The organism is Winogradskyella sp. UBA3174 (assembly GCF_002364335.1).
Lineage (GTDB): Bacteria > Bacteroidota > Bacteroidia > Flavobacteriales > Flavobacteriaceae > Winogradskyella.
The window spans coordinates 21,300-36,924 of the sequence record NZ_DEXW01000019.1; the positions used below are offsets into that span (position 1 = coordinate 21,300).

At 30.9% G+C, this 15,625-nt stretch carries 17 protein-coding genes; 3 read left to right on the forward strand and 14 right to left on the reverse strand.

Features of this window, described 5'->3' with window-relative positions; all coding sequences use genetic code 11:
• Both groEL and B2U95_RS01990 read left to right on the forward strand, forming a co-directional pair.
• On the forward strand, nt 1–819 hold an 819-nt coding region (gene groEL, locus B2U95_RS01985), incomplete at its 5' end, for a chaperonin GroEL (protein ID WP_296312046.1).
• Nucleotides 820–942: 123 nt separating this feature from the next.
• Nucleotides 943–1,599 (forward strand): DUF6090 family protein, encoded by a 657-nt coding sequence (locus B2U95_RS01990; protein WP_296312048.1) that lies wholly within the window; start codon nt 943–945, stop codon nt 1,597–1,599.
• A gap of 432 nt (nt 1,600–2,031) precedes the next feature.
• Here the strand turns inward: B2U95_RS01990 and B2U95_RS01995 are convergent, their stop codons facing one another.
• The 14 genes from B2U95_RS01995 to B2U95_RS02055 all read right to left on the reverse strand — a co-directional run bounded on the left by B2U95_RS01995 (nt 2,032) and on the right by B2U95_RS02055 (nt 14,728).
• On the reverse strand, nt 2,032–2,211 hold the full coding sequence (locus B2U95_RS01995; protein WP_296312050.1) for a hypothetical protein: 180 nt from the start codon (nt 2,209–2,211) through the stop codon (nt 2,032–2,034).
• Between the two features lie 57 nt (nt 2,212–2,268).
• Entirely contained in the window at nt 2,269–2,784 is a 516-nt protein-coding gene (locus B2U95_RS16250; protein WP_414727653.1) for a DUF4870 domain-containing protein, read from the reverse strand.
• Nucleotides 2,785–3,229: 445 nt separating this feature from the next.
• On the reverse strand, nt 3,230–4,573 hold the full coding sequence (locus B2U95_RS02000; protein WP_296312053.1) for a dihydroorotase: 1,344 nt from the start codon (nt 4,571–4,573) through the stop codon (nt 3,230–3,232).
• 391 nt (nt 4,574–4,964) lie between these two features.
• The gene (locus tag B2U95_RS02005) at nt 4,965–5,195 is read right to left on the reverse strand and encodes a hypothetical protein (protein ID WP_296312056.1); all 231 of its coding nucleotides are present in this window, start codon (nt 5,193–5,195) and stop codon (nt 4,965–4,967) included.
• Between the two features lie 524 nt (nt 5,196–5,719).
• Nucleotides 5,720–6,298, reverse strand: a complete 579-nt coding sequence (locus B2U95_RS02010; protein WP_296312059.1) for an NAD(P)H-dependent oxidoreductase — start codon at nt 6,296–6,298, stop codon at nt 5,720–5,722.
• A 62-nt stretch (nt 6,299–6,360) separates the two neighbouring features.
• Nucleotides 6,361–6,924, reverse strand: coding sequence for a Crp/Fnr family transcriptional regulator (locus tag B2U95_RS02015; RefSeq protein WP_296312062.1), 564 nt, complete (start codon nt 6,922–6,924; stop codon nt 6,361–6,363).
• Nucleotides 6,925–7,467: 543 nt separating this feature from the next.
• Nucleotides 7,468–8,568, reverse strand: coding sequence for a hybrid sensor histidine kinase/response regulator (locus tag B2U95_RS02020; protein WP_296312064.1), 1,101 nt, complete (start codon nt 8,566–8,568; stop codon nt 7,468–7,470).
• Nucleotides 8,555–10,282, reverse strand: coding sequence for a GAF domain-containing sensor histidine kinase (locus B2U95_RS02025; RefSeq protein WP_296312067.1), 1,728 nt, complete (start codon nt 10,280–10,282; stop codon nt 8,555–8,557). The genes B2U95_RS02020 and B2U95_RS02025 overlap by 14 nt, the downstream gene beginning before the upstream one ends.
• 799 nt (nt 10,283–11,081) lie before the next feature.
• On the reverse strand, nt 11,082–11,819 hold the full coding sequence (locus tag B2U95_RS02030) for a hypothetical protein (RefSeq protein WP_296312069.1): 738 nt from the start codon (nt 11,817–11,819) through the stop codon (nt 11,082–11,084).
• Between the two features lie 265 nt (nt 11,820–12,084).
• On the reverse strand, nt 12,085–12,639 hold the full coding sequence (locus tag B2U95_RS02035) for a GNAT family N-acetyltransferase (RefSeq protein ID WP_296312071.1): 555 nt from the start codon (nt 12,637–12,639) through the stop codon (nt 12,085–12,087).
• A gap of 105 nt (nt 12,640–12,744) precedes the next feature.
• Complete coding sequence (locus tag B2U95_RS02040; RefSeq protein ID WP_296312073.1) at nt 12,745–13,275, reverse strand: hypothetical protein; 531 nt, start codon at nt 13,273–13,275, stop codon at nt 12,745–12,747.
• Between the two features lie 25 nt (nt 13,276–13,300).
• Nucleotides 13,301–13,795 carry a hypothetical protein gene (locus B2U95_RS02045; RefSeq protein WP_296312075.1) on the reverse strand — a complete coding sequence of 165 codons (495 nt, stop codon included), beginning with the start codon at nt 13,793–13,795 and terminating at the stop codon, nt 13,301–13,303.
• Between the two features lie 194 nt (nt 13,796–13,989).
• Nucleotides 13,990–14,280, reverse strand: coding sequence for a hypothetical protein (locus tag B2U95_RS02050; protein WP_296312077.1), 291 nt, complete (start codon nt 14,278–14,280; stop codon nt 13,990–13,992).
• Nucleotides 14,273–14,728: a DUF5063 domain-containing protein gene (locus tag B2U95_RS02055; protein ID WP_296312078.1), complete on the reverse strand. Its 456-nt coding sequence runs from the start codon at nt 14,726–14,728 to the stop codon at nt 14,273–14,275. The genes B2U95_RS02050 and B2U95_RS02055 overlap by 8 nt, the downstream gene beginning before the upstream one ends.
• A gap of 301 nt (nt 14,729–15,029) precedes the next feature.
• Between B2U95_RS02055 and B2U95_RS02060 the strand changes: the two genes are divergently transcribed.
• Nucleotides 15,030–15,623 (forward strand): helix-turn-helix domain-containing protein, encoded by a 594-nt coding sequence (locus tag B2U95_RS02060; RefSeq protein WP_296312080.1) that lies wholly within the window; start codon nt 15,030–15,032, stop codon nt 15,621–15,623.
• Nucleotides 15,624–15,625 lie beyond the last annotated feature (2 nt).

Sequence of the window (15,625 nt, forward strand, 5' to 3'; positions counted from 1 at the left end):
CTTAAAATTGCTGCTGTAAAAGCACCAGGTTTTGGAGACAGACGTAAAGCAATGTTAGAAGATATCGCTATCTTAACTGGTGGTGTTGTGATTTCTGAAGAAAGAGGGTTTTCATTAGAGAATGCAGATTTAACAATGTTAGGAACTGCTGAAACAGTAACAATTGACAAAGACAACACAACAATCGTAAATGGTGCTGGTAAAGCTGCTGATATTAAAGCACGTGTTAACCAAATTAAAGCACAGATAGAAACTACAACGTCTGACTATGATAAGGAAAAGCTACAAGAGCGTTTAGCTAAATTAGCTGGTGGTGTTGCTGTACTTTATGTTGGTGCTGCTTCTGAAGTAGAAATGAAAGAAAAGAAAGACCGTGTTGATGATGCTTTACATGCTACACGTGCTGCTGTAGAAGAAGGTATCGTTGCTGGTGGTGGAGTTGCTTTAGTAAGAGCTAAGAAAGTTTTAGAGAAAATTATAACTGAGAACTTAGATGAAACTACAGGTGTACAAATCGTAAATAAAGCGATTGAAGCTCCTTTAAGAACTATCGTAGAAAATGCTGGTGGTGAAGGCTCAGTAGTTATCAATAAAGTATTAGAAGGTAAGAAAGACTTTGGTTATGATGCTAAGTCAGAAACTTATGTAGATATGCTTAAAGCTGGTATTATTGATCCTAAAAAAGTAACACGTATCGCATTAGAGAATGCAGCTTCTGTAGCTGGCATGATCTTAACAACGGAATGTGCTTTAGTAGATATTAAAGAAGATGCACCTGCTATGCCAATGGGCGGAGGCGGAATGCCAGGAATGATGTAGTCGAAATTATAGACATTCAAGTATTGACTTAGTTCAATTATAAATTAAAAAGCCTTTGATGAAAATCAAAGGCTTTTATTTTGAATTATTTCCTTAGCTTTAGACAACTATTAAATCTACCCAATGGCAAATAAAACTTCAAAATGGCAATATACATTAAGAGAAATCGTAATTGTTATTATAGGTATTAGCATTGCCTTTAGCATGAATAAATGTGCTGATAATGTAAAAGATAATAAACTCAAAAAAGAATACCTCACTAATCTAAAAAGTGATATAGAAGCAGACAAAGTTCAGCTAGCTGAAAATATTACGGCTATTAATCAAAAAATAGAAATGTGTTCGCAACTTATTCCGATGCTAAATACAGGTAAAAAACAAGGCATGCCTTTAATGGATAATGTATTTGCTGTTTTAAAATACCAAACATTTAATCCAAAAAATATTACCTATAAAACACTTATAAATTCTGGAGATCTCAAACTGATAAACGATTTTCAGCTTAAAACAGCAATTCAAGGACATTATTCTAATTATGAAGACATTTATAATGTAGCCAATAGACATATGAGCTTAATTCAAGATCATTTAGGTAGATATATGATTAATAATGCAGATTACGACCAGCTTATGGTTGGCAATACACCATTTTCTGATGAAATTAAATTAAAAAATATTGTACGTGCTTTAAGCAGCACGTTTAGTGAAAAGAAGAAAGTAAAAGAAGATGGAATGGCCAGTTGTGATGCTTTGATTTTAGAAATTGATAAAGCTTTGTAATAGCTAAAACACTGTTTCAATGGATGGTAAATAGAATTTACTAACGTTAATCTAGTGTTAGTCGTCTTAAGCAACTAATTTAGTGAACAAATCACAGATAGAAAATTTCATCTGAATTTTTCAAACAAGCACTTGTCAAAGCAATTAATTATACACGGTATTGTAGCCAGTTATTCTAATATTTTCTCTTTACTTGCTCCAAGAGAATGCTCAATAAAAGAATTAAGATTAACATTAGAAAGACAATGACAGCATTTGCTAATGCAGGATAGACATCAAGAAAAACAGTATCAAATATTATTATGTCTACCATTATTGGTATTAATATAAATACTCCTATAAGCTTTGTTTTATTCCATAAAAGAAACCAAGCACCAATGAGTTGCGCAATTCCTACAAACAGTATGTAAAATAAGAATGTCCCATAAATGTCTAGGCTAATGAAAATCCACTTGCCTCACCTAAAGTTGTATTAGCAATTTTCTCAGGCAATTTTCCATTCATATAAAATTGTCCACCAAGTAATTTTGATATTGCACAAATATTAAGGATAATAAAAACACACTGCCGAAATATAAGTTTAAATGTTTCTTTTAAGTTTGATTTAATCATTATTTTTTTTATTTGATTAGTAAAGTGTAATGAACTGTATATTGATTTGCTATCAAGTTAAAAAGGGAAATGCAGGTTTGTATTTGATAGATTTTCGTTATAATATCTTAAAGTATTAAATATCATGACTATAAAATTCATTAAGTACATGGCGCTGAATGTTAGGAGTATGCCAGCAAAAAAAATATTTGTTGCTAGTTCAAGTTTATAAGTAATTACAATACCGATAGACATAAAAAACAATAAGAGTGTCCAAGATATTTGAAAATTTAAAATAGATTTCCCTACTTGGTCAACATCTTTTATTTTGTCTTTTTTTGAAGTCCAAATAATGAACGGTATTAATATTCCAAGCAATGGAAAGGCTATAAATCCAAGCTGAGAGAGATTAAATAGCAAAAGAACATTATTATCCTCTATAATCTGCCAATCTATTAATTCGTTAGTTATAACATTTAAAGCACTAGATAACCTTTTAATAGAATCCCCAGCAGATTGAGTTTCTCCATTTTCAATTCTGTGAACCGTTCGTAAACTTAAACCAGAATTTTCTACTAATAGTTCTTGTGATATTCCGCTCCGCTTTCTTAGTTCTTTTACTCTTTTTGAAGGGCTTTAATTCTAGATATTTCGTCTTTAGTTTCCACTTTTACTCTGGTGTTCATTAAGTCATTGCGTTCATACTTTCTAAGCCATACATTAAACGTTATAGGTGCAGTAGAATAGAGTTTGTAAAGTTCACTTTTTGTGTGCTCCCCCTACTAAGTTCGGCTAAAATTTTTAATTTGAAAACTTCACTGTAACCTCTAATTACTTTGTTATTTTTATACATAATTGTTTAGAATTGTGTAGCCTTATTTTAGGATTTGATCTTGGAATACATGTATGGCAAGGTATTTTGGTTTAGCACTAAATCAGTAAAAGAAAAGGTGTACTCGGAAAATTCTGGGGATTTTTAGAGTACACACAAAGCAAACAATGGGTTATAAACGTTGTTAGAGGTAATGTTTTCTTCGATTCACTTACCGAATTCAATTTCTTGTCCTTTGTCCTGTTCAAAAAATTTACCATTATCATAAACTAAATTTCCGTTCACGAATGTTTTTTTGATTTCCGTTTGAAATATTGTTCCTTCCAATGGCGACCAACCGCATTTGTAAAGTAGATTATCTTTAGCTACTGTCCATTTACTATTTAAGTCCACCAAGGTTAAATCAGCATAATATCCTTTTCGGATAAATCCTCTTTTTTTCATTTTGTAGAGAACAGCAGGATTATGACACATTTTTTCAACTATCTTTTCTAATGAAATGAGGTCTTTTTTATGAAATTCTAGCATACAATTTAATGTGTGTTGAACCATTGGTGCTCCTGACATTGATTTAAAATAAGGCTGTTGTTTTTCTTCTAAAGTATGAGGTGCGTGGTCTGTAGTTATAATGTCTATTCTATCATCAAGTAGAGCTGTTAACAAGCCTGCTTTGTCTTGTTCTGTTTTAATAGCTGGATTCCATTTAATAAGCATTCCTAATCGCTCATAGTCTTTATCTGAAAACCAAAGGTGATGTACAGAAACTTCTGTCGTTATTTTTTTCTCTTGAAGCGGAATATCATTTCGAAATAGATGTGTTTCTGCTTCTGTTGTTAGGTGCAGAATATGTAATCGAGCGTTATGTTTTTTAGCTAAACTAATCGCTCGCTTTGTAGCTTCATAACAACCTTTAGCGTTTCTAATAATTGGATGAAACTTTGCGGGAATATCTTCCCCATATTTTTCTCGAAAAACCCTTTCGTTTTCTTCTACAACTTCTTCTTTTTCTGAATGAATGGCAATAATGGATTTGCAGTTTGCAAATAACTTTTCCATTGTTTCTGGATTATCAGCAAGTAGATTTCCTTTTTTTGTAAAATACAAGCCGTCATCAGAAACACCAATAAATTTACTTGTGTCCATTTTTATTACCTCATCAATATTATCTCCGTTTACACCAAGGAAGAATGAGTAATTGGCTAAAGATTTTTTTGAAGCAATTTCATACTTTTTTTTCAGGCTTTCAACGGTCAAAATATTCGGAACGGTATTTGGCATATCAATAAAAGAAGTCACTCCACCTGCCAAAGCCGCTTTACTTTCGGTATATAAATCACCTTTATGTGTGAGTCCTGGATCTCTAAAATGAACTTGTCCATCAATAATACCTGGAAAAAGGTGTTTACCTGTCCCGTCAATTACTTTATGTTTTGGTTCAATACCAATGTTTCCTATTTGTTGAATTAATCCGTTCGACAATAGTATGTCTGCGACAAATACTTTTCCTTCATTTACAATAGTTGCGTTCTTAATTAAAATATTTTGCTTCATCGTTTGTTTTCTGTCTTTGTGTTGGGGTGTTCTGACATTGATCCTAATGTTTGGTTGATGTTTAGTAGAGTTGACTAGTAACTAAATTGGTGAAAGAAAACGAATTAAAGGAAAGCCCTTAGGATTTTCCGATTAAACGAGAACCAAGGAATTTACTATACACATTGTTGGCTATAGTTTTTTTACTTTCTTTAGAAATTAAAGAGAGAAGCTACGATTGCAACCATAGAAGGTTATGAAATATGGTTTTTAGTAGAAATTCACGAAGAGTAGTACTATAACATAAAGAGGAAGTAGATACTTACATCCAATAACAATAAACACAATCAAACTTTTTTCTTATATTTTTTAATTGTTAAGCTTTTCATTCCTTAAACGAATATCGCTTACCTTATGTAAATCTAAATTTTAATCTCTGATCTATCTTTTGCTTTTTCCTAGTAATCAATTTCATAATATCCATTAAAGATGGGTCTTTGGTCTTTTTGTAAATTTCGTTAATGCTTAATACTATTGATTTAGCCTCTCTTGAAGCAGAAACACGATCGCTAGTACTCATTTTTCCCATGCTTCTTTTTTCAAAATCTAATGCTTTCTCTACTGTTTTTTCTATGGTTTTCATAATTTTTTTTCAGTTTTAAGTAATTATTAATTTAAAGATAGAGCATATGATTCATATATTTTTATTTATATTTTTTATATAAAGCATAAACATTATTAATGGAATGGTATTGTATTAATAATAGGAACTTATTAGTAAAAACGACAATTCTCTTTTTATAATAAAACTCCATTAATTATTAATATTTTTGAAGTTCTGGCTTTTACATGTCTAATTAATTTAATTAGACTTTATGTTCTCTTTGCTTTATGTTGTCGGCTAAAGGTGATCAGCTTAAAAGTAGATTGCATGATATTGTCATTATTCTTAATTTTAAATAAAAAAATTAACTTTAATGCTGCCTATTGGTAAGATTTCAATAGGGTTCTAAATTATTACTAACCTTGTTGTATAAGATTATTTACTTGTTTTAAGAACGAAAGTCAGTTAATAAATCACTGTTAGAGTCTATATAGCTATCTGGAGCGACGACTTTCATAAGTAGACTAAAACTAGTAATAAATTTAATGCGGTGTTCGCAGTCGTTATTTTAATTTTTCACCTAGCAACGTTATTTTCTCTAACCAATTCTCTTTATAATCGATATTCGAAACCTTAATAGGCGAAATATAGGTCACCTTAACAGGGCTGATTCCACAAAATTTTAAAGTTCCTTTTTTGAATTGATTGATCGCTGGGCTTTTCATAAATAGAGAATCATACCATTTAGGGGTATCAGCGGTTATAATGATTCTTGCGGTTTTTCCTTTCAGTAATTTCTTAGGTAATGCCTTTCCTTCGATAGGTTGAAAGGTTATTCCTGGTAAAAATGTACGGTCAATAAATCCTTTCATTAATGCGGGATAACCATACCACCACATTGGAAATACCCATACAATATGGTCTGCTTTTTTTATTTTTTCTATCGCCTCAAGTAAATCGGGTTCTAGTTGGGTTCTTTTTCTGTACCCAAACTCCAGATTAGGATTAAAATCCAAGTCTGCTATGTTAATTTGAGTCAAGATTGCGTCAGTCTTACTTGCACCTTTTAAATACGCTTCTGATAATGCATAATTATAACTCTGCTTGTCGGGATGACCGTTAATGATTAAAACTTGTTTCATAATTTGTTCTTTATTTTTTTACAAAGAACGGGAGGATGAAACTCCTTAGAAAGGACATTTGTCTAATTCCATATCGCCTTTCTGATGCGACTTAAATGGCGTTGGGTAATTCCTAAATAAGAAGATAAATAGTTTAGAGGGATTAATTGTAGATATTCAGGTTGGTTTGTAAGCAAATCTTCATACCGTTTCTCAGCACTTTCTTTTTGCAGTATGAAGATTCTTTTCTCCATTTTTATATATTCTTGCTCAGCAATGAATTTGAAAAATCGAAGCCAATTTGTACTTGATTCCTCTAGTTTTAAAATTTCATCTCTTGAAATTGCAAACAACTCAATGTCTGTAAGTGCTTGAATATTCTCTACCGTTTTGGTTTGTGATAAAAATGAAGAATAAGCACTAACAAAAGAATTAGAAAACGTAAAACAATAGGTGACTTCCTCTTCTGAGGACGAATAATAAAAGGATCTAAATAACCCAGAAATGACAAAGGCTACTTCTTTAGAAGTTTTCCCTTCATTGATAAAATAATCGCCTTTCTTCAGCTTTTTATAGGTTACTTTACTTTCAAATAAATCAAGGTCTTCATCCGAGAGTATGTTAAATGATTTTAAGTAGCTTATCATTTTTTAATTATTGCTAACGTGATGTGTGTGTTTAAGCAACTAAATTAGTAAACAAATACAGACTTAGAAGCAAATTCGCAGGATTTTCCGAGTACGCACTGAACTAGGAATTAACTATACATGTTTTAAGTTTACAATTCATTAAATTAGAAAGCACAAAAGAGAGGATTAAGGTTATTATACACGTAGAAGATTAAGACCTCGATTTTAAGTCATTGAAACTTGCGCAGGCTGACCTTTCAAAGGACATGTACTTATAAATAAAGATCTTAAATATTTTGAACTTAAAGTTAGTTATTTATTTGAGTCTCACAAATCAGAAACGTCAACATAGTATCCATTGTCATTGTCAGATAAACATTTTAGTATTTTATATTCAAAAGTGTTTTTCATTTCTCAAATGTGCGGTAAAGAATTAAATATAGTGCGCTTGGCATTTTAAAATACTTCATATTTAACTCACTGTAATTGGTATTTGTGTTATAATGTGTATTTTAAAGTGTTTCTGTAAAACGTATTATATCAATTGTTACCATACGGTTTTTATTTAGCTATTAAAAAGGATAATTTAACACAGTTTCCTTTGGGCTTTATTTTGCTTATGCTCAATTCTCCATCATAGAAGTTTATGAGTTTTTGACTGATGATTAATCCTAGCCCTAAACCTTGTTGCTCCATCTCTGATCGTCTAAATTGAGTAAAGGCCCCAATTTGCGTTAGTCTTACTTCATCAAATCCTACTCCATTGTCACTAACAGTAATATGAACATGAGAATCATCTAATTCTACCGCAACTATAACTTTATCGCCCTTATTAGAAAATTTGAAAGCATTGTCTACAATATTGGCAATAACTATCTCAAAATGACAGGAACTTATTTTGATGTTAAAAGGCTTAGTATGTATCTCAATGTCTGACTTTCGATTAAATTTTTGAGCTATAATTTGACTTTGTTCTTCCAACTCATGTTCACCCGTTTCCGTAATTTCTTTTTTTAATGACGCTCTCTTTTTATCATTATTGAGTAGTAATTCAACCTCGGTATAATAAATAAATTTTTGTAAAGTACTTAAAAGACGATGACCAGAATCAAAAATTCCTGAGGCAAAATCTCTTAATTCTTTTTCATCTATCTCGACCTCTGGATCTTTCATTAAGCCAGATAAGCCTATAATTCCGCTAAGGGGCGTAAGTAATTCATGAGGGATAGCAAAGCTAATATTGTATTGTAAGTTCTCTAGTTTATTATTTTCCGCTTGTTTTCTTTTTTTCTCTTTATACAAACGACTCTTAATGGATCTGATTAACAAGTCAATGTCAAATGGTTTAGTAATATAATCGTCTGCTCCCAGTATCATGCCTTCCCTAACATTTTCAACTGTAGATTTTGCTGTCAAGAAAATGAAAGGTATGTGCTTAAGGTTGTTGATATTTTGAATTTCGTCGAACACCTCAAAACCATCTTTTATTGGCATCATAATGTCACATAATATAAGATCGGGAAGATGTTCTTTGGCTTTATCGATGCCTTCTTGTCCATTTTCTGCAGTAAATACATGCATGCCCTCAAAAAGCAAAATATCTCTAAGTTCTTCACGAATACTTTTAGTATCTTCAATTACTAGTAAGTTATATTTTCTCATTGTGATTATTTTTATTTAGAGGTAAAATCACCTTGAAACTTGATCCTCTACCAATTTCACTTTCAACTTCTATTTTCCCCTTGTGTAAATCAACCGCTTTTTTTAAAACAGATAATCCCAATCCTGTACCTGAGATATTTTGTGCATTCTCTCCACGGTGAAAAGGCTCAAACAGTTGTTTAACATCTTTTTTTGAAATGCCAATACCATAATCTTTAAAAGAAAAACTAATTCCGGCTTGCTCTTTTTTTATGTTGATTTCAATTTGTTTACCCTTATCCGAATACTTTATCGCATTACTAAAAAGATTAAGGACAATGTGTTTAATCCATTTTTTATCCGCATCTACCTCGATTATAGGGGAAGATATACCGTAGACTATCTGTCTGTTTTCGGATTCACTAAGTTGGTATTCAGTGACAATATCCTTTATTAGACGAACAATATCTACACGAGTTGGATTATAGTCTAATTTTTGCGATTCTGATTTTCCAATAATTAAAATATCTTCTAGCATGATGGTCATCTCTATAACTTCATTTTTGATTTTTTCCAAACGCTCGTCAATATCATTCCGGCTCAACTTATCGAAGTATTTGAGAATAACATCTGAGGTTGCTTTTATGGAAGTAAGTGGTGTTCTAAATTCATGCGATGCCATCGAAACAAAATTAGTCTTAAGTATGCCCAATTCCTTTTCACGTTCTAATGATTCTTCTAGTTCTTGCGTACGGTGTTTTATTTTAAATTCTAATTCATTAGCACGTTTTGCTTTTTCTTCATTCTGAAAGGCAAGTTCTTTGTTGGCAATAACTAATTCATCTATCAGGTCAGCTTTCTCTTCATCCTGAAAGACAATTTTTTCTTTAGCAAGTGCCAATGCTTCTACTCTTGATAATTTTTCTTTTTTAACAATAGTTAATTCATCTATCAGATCATCATTCTCTTCACCCTGAAAGACAAGTTCAGTGTTAGCAATGGCCAATTCATCTGCTCGTTTTTCTTTCTCTTCATTTTGAAAGGCAAGTTCGGTGTTGGTTATGGCTAATTCATCTGCTCGCTTTTGTTTCTCTTCATTTTGAAAGGCAAGTTCTTTGTTAGCAATAGCCAATTCATCTGCTCGTTTTTCTTTCTCTTCATTTTGAAAGGCAAGTTCTTTGTTAGCAATGGCTAATTCATCCGCCCACTCATCTTTCTCTTTGAGTGCTTTGGTTTGAGAAATTTTCAAAGACAACATAGAAGCTATCGTAGTCAATATATTTAAGTCATGATCAGAAAAGTAATCTTTTTCTGAATGCTCAGAATCAATAATTCCGACCACAATACCATCCGAAATAACAGGCACTGCTATCTCTGAATATCGGTCTTCATGATCAGCTAGATATCTGGGGTCTTTTGAAGTATCGGCAATAATCTCACCTTTTCCCGTGAGGGCAACGTGCCCACAAATACCCTCACCTATTTTCAATTTAATGGGGTTCTTAATGTCCTGAGCAGTGGGGTTTTTACTTCCGTGAGCTGCACATTGATAAAGTTCTCCTTCATCATTGATTAAGTAAATGATGCAATCAATGTATCCCAACTTTGCAACGGCGTGCTTCGCAACAGACCAAGCGGACTCATGCACCGAACTAGCGCGCATTAGTATAGAACCGAACGCATTGATCGTTTCTAAAAGGTGCGCCTTTCTCTCATTTTCTGATCTATCTCTCATTTTTCGATAAAACTCTCGATACACAAGGTTACTTAAAAAGCCGCTGTTAAGGATAAATCTAACAGGATTATTGATAATTTTACCTATCTTTTTACTTTTTATTAGTGGTTAGAAATGAGGGAGCTTTGCGTATAGCTGTTAAACTTCTGAATGACTCTGTTTTCCAATGTCTCCTATAAAACCAAACAAGTTAACCTGTCCATTTTTTAAATAAGAAAATATTCATTAAAGTCGAATACAAACGGTAAGTGCTAAACAATATATATTATTAGGGGATTTTGAAATTTAAACCTAAAAAACGAAATAACCTTACGGGAACCCGTAATCTAAAAAAAGGGCACCTGTTACAGTATCTTTTCTAGCGTTCGCAATGTGGTCAATTTTTAGATTGCTAGTAACACAAGGATATGATTTTTGTTTTCACTTTTTTCAATGGCATCCTTACATTGTAGGTAATCGTTATTTGAAGTATTGATAAACTATTTATCAAAAATAGTTGACAATTATGAGACTAGAATTTCCTTTGTTTCAGCTAAGTTATCGACCATTTTAAATATATCTTTATAGTTATGTGGGCCTTCAGATGAGTAAACATCACCAGTATCGAGTTCTCATTAATTAATTATCTATTGAACTATTTCTGGCTCAAATTCAATTTTTTGTTTAAATAGTTGTTTTTTCTTTATTTTACTAAAAGCCAAATTTTTAAATTTGGCGGTCTTTATAAATACACATAAACCTTGGTATAGCTTATAATAACTATGTTTTATACACATTGTTCTACGTGGTGTTTTTCGTACTATTCTACTAATTCCATTAACATTTTTCTGCCGCCAAAATTAATTTCTTGTCTAAGTATTTTTCTTGTCAATCTATCTATGTAATATGCACTTATTACAGAGTTGTTTGAAATATCATCTGTAGTTTCAACTTTCCAAACTTGTTTCTTCTTTCCATTGAAGTCGATAGTCATCTTTTGTGTGTCTTTAATTGTTGCGGTAATTACTCCAATTTTAGATGTGGGATTATAGTCAAAAATAGAAATAGTGTTTGAATAATTATCCTTTAAAGGAAGTAGTCTTATTAATTGAGGATAGAAATTACTGTCAAAAAAAGGCTTTTCAACTTCTTCAGAAATTTGTGTTTTAGTAGCTGTTTGCTTATCCAAATAATAGCCAGTAATTTTTTCTCCAAAATTCAAGACCATATCTCTTTGTTGATTGAATGAAGAATGATAAATAGGTTTAAAGTTCAGTGTTTCAACAATCGTAGTGTCAACCCATTTGGTAGGCGACTGTTTCATATTGACTGTTGTTATAATGTATATGCTTTCTTTCTCTTTCTGAATTTTAGTGTGCACATTTCCTATTTGAATTTTAAGAGAATCTTTAAGCATAAACCAAGTCATTTCTGAAGTTTCGTCATTGATAAAAATTTTGTCAGCCGGATTATTTAATGGACTTAGTAATGTTTCTTGGCTAAAAACATGAAGAGAAGTTCCAAAAGTGACCAGTAAAATGTAAAGTATTTTTTTCATTTGTTTAAATTTTTATAACTGTTAGTAGTCAAGTCTAAACTTTTGTTACACTTTTTTTTTAGTATCACTTACAACTTTAAATGTATGGCAAGTAGAGTAGAAAACAAGTAATTATTTTCGGTTAAGCCACAAGCCAAATCTTTATATTTTGTTTTAATTTTTCTCTTTAATACCAAATCAAAAGATTTGGCAACTTTGTAAATAGACAATAACCTTTGGGTTAAACACTAATTGCTCTATTGGTTATATATAGTGTTGTAATCAGTTATTTTTTTAACCATTCATTTTTTAAAATACTATAGTATAAAGTGTCACGTCTTCTATTGTTTGTCATTAATGTATGGCTCCTTAATACTCCTTCTTTAACAAGCCCAACTTTTTCCATTCCTTTTCTAGCTGGAATATTTAAAATATCGGTCTTAAATTCAATTCTCAAAGTTTCTGTTTCTGTGAAAAGATATTCAAAAAGTAAGTTTTTAACGTGGCTATTAATTCCTGTACCTTGATATTCTTTTGCAATCCAAGTCCAACCAATTTCAACACGACAATTTTTTTTAGATAGACTTGATATACGAGTCGTTCCAATAATATTATTAGTTTTATAGTCAACAATTGTAAAAGGAAGAGATTTCTGTTGGCTTTGCTCAATAACAGCAGTTCCAATCCAATTTCTTAAGGTTTCTTCGTTTGAAAGGTCAGCAGTAAAGTGATACCACATTTCTGAATCTTTTGTGAGTTCTTTCATTAGGTCAAAGTCATTTTTCTCAATTGGACGTAGAATAACTCTTTCAGTTTGGATTATTTTTTTAAAATCTAGCATCTTATTTATTCGTCAGTTTTTTAATTACCACCAACGTTTAATGTAAAATGCGTTTTAATGCATTTTCACATAGTGTTAGGTGCTCTTATTATTCGATTAATTATCTCACTCAATTTTTACTAATTTACCCATCTTTAGTTCTTTGTTAGCTACAACTTGATACGTATTATTTTCATTGACTAATATCATTTTATCAGCTTGTTCTATCAATCCATTCAAATCAATATCTAATACTTTTATTTCATGTAATTGGGAAGTACCACAAATTTGAAGTACAATAGGTATTAATTGAAAATATTCTTTAATGTCTTCAGTAATAAAGTTAAGTTTTACAAATAGTAAAGGGCATCCTAATCGGTTATCGCTGCCGCCACCAATTCCTGTGTAAGAATATCTTAAAGTATATATATTTGTCAAACTATCATAGTTGGAATTAGAACGGTATCCCATTGTTCCTGATTCATTAGTTGAGAAAATCCCATTTTGATAAAATTCTATACTAAGCAGACTATCTTTTTGATTGATTTCTGTAAAACTAATTTCGATTTTCTTGGATTTAAAAACACCATCTTGAGCAAAGGATACCTTTGTTCCTGTGAATAGAAATATTAAAAGGATTATATACTTATTTTTCATTTATTCTTGGATGCTATTATAGGTTTTATCTCTTGCATATTTGCTTTTCAGAAGTTTTTTTTTGTTTTTTCCAGTTAATATTGTCAATTAAATAATATGGCATGTTGCTATTTAAATATAATTTTTCTTTATTTTTTGTACTAAAATCAAATAAATATCTTTCTGGTCTAAATTTAAAATCTAAAGCATAATAATTCTGCTTATGATTAAATGGCAGATATATAATCATACTACTATCATTGTGATATAGAGCAAATGAAAATCTTGGTCCTATGGTTGTTATATTTAGAATGAAATAATTTGTTTCTTCATCATAATAAAAGTAATGCTTTAGGTCTTCATTTGAAATGGTTTTTCCAAACACATCTGCGAATTTATATTCTTTCTTAAATCGTTCTAGATTTATTTTTTCATTATTTCCATCACGTAGAATAAATGCAATCTGTGTGTCATACGATGCTTGTGCTTCAACGTGAATATTACTAATTAGTAAAAAAAGTAGTATAATTAAATTTTTCATTTATTCGATTTTTTAAGTAGTACAATCAAGATATATTTTCGTTAACCGAATTGCACCTAAGGTGATGTATAGGGTTGGTTGCGTGGTTAAGCAACTAACTTAACAAATAAATCATAGATAGAAAATTACAGTGGAATGTTTGTAAGTTGGCAGTGACCAAGCAATTAATTATACACAGTGTTGTAATACGTTTTTTATGATAGTACAACTATGTTTATTATTAGTCCAAGAATAAATAATCCAATCAATAAGAAATAACCATTTTTGATTTTTCTCTTCTTTAAAAACACAGACAATCCAATCAAAGCTCCTATTAAACCCATTAATATAAAAAGAATTAGTGTCCAATTAGGATACATAAATAAGAACGAAATATCTGTATAATGATATAGATATAATAATTCTCCATAATTCCAAACCCAAAAAAGAGATAACAACATTTGAATTATTCCATTAAAGGAAGAACCTTGAAGTAATTTAGCCATTTTTATCTTTTAAATATTTCAAAAAATCAACAAGATGTTGTTCAGAGTGCATTTGCATTAGATCCTTAAAGCACCATTTTGCATATTGCTCACTTGAATTCTTAAACTGCCATTTAATTTTGAGCATATCCTTAATTATATCACTTAAATCATCAATTGCATCTCCAGTTACCAAGTAAGCATCTGGCAATATTAAGTGTGATTCGTAAACTGAATGATACCAGCCAAAATCAGGAAAGTTTGCCTCAACGTTTTTCTTTATCGAGTCATAGTCAAAAATTGGTTCTTCTTCAAAATCTCCATCATCAAATTCCACTTCTATATTCAGATATTCAGAGTAAAGTCCGACCAAGAGTTTTTGGATTTCTGACTCTTTGTTTCCCGACTTAACCTTGTCATTAATTCCAAATTCGGTAATCCGATTTATTAGTTTTTCTATTTTACTCAATGTTTGTCTTAAATGTGTTACAACGTGTTCGTGTATGGTTTTTGCGTTGGCTAGCAACTAAATTAGTAAAAGAAAACGAGCCAGAAGAAATTCCGAAGGATTTTCTATTAGGCAATTACCAAGCAATTGATTATACATGTTGTTGTGCTTTCGTTATTTTTCTATTTACTTATAGCGTATTGCCAAAGATATATTCTTTCAATGTGAGGATTTATAAAGATTTCTTAAACATAAAATGTATTATTAACTTTCTTGAATTATTATATATTGCGGTTTAAATTAATATAGGAAAAATTCATTTATGCCAAATGAAAACCCAAGTTTAGGAAATAAAATTAGTGATTCTCGTAAGAAATTAGGCTTATCACAAGAAGCTCTTGCTGAACAAGCAAATGTATCTTTGAGTACAATACAACGCATAGAAAAAGGGAATGTAAAACCAAGATCGTTTACGATAAAAGTTTTAGCTGAAACTTTAGAATTAGATGCTTCAGAATTGTTATCAGACCTTTTAGAAAAAAAAACATCAAAAACTCCATTCTCTGCTTTAAAACGCATGAACCTCTATACACTGTTACTGGCTTTTATTCCATTTATTAATCTAGTCATTCCATTTATTGTTTGGAAGATAAACGAAGAAATTAATCCCAAAAATAGCATTGCAGGGAAGATATTAAGTCTTCAATTACTTTGGAGTATTGCTACTATCATAGGAATGGTTGTTGTTCTTTTTTTATCGAACCTTATAATAGGTAGAGCAGGTAATGGACTTTATATCAGTATTATTTTTTATCTACTCGCTGTGTTATTTAATATTGTTATGATAATTAAAACGTCTTCTAAACTTAATAATGAAGATGAAAAGATACTCTCATTTATTCCTAATTTATTTTAACC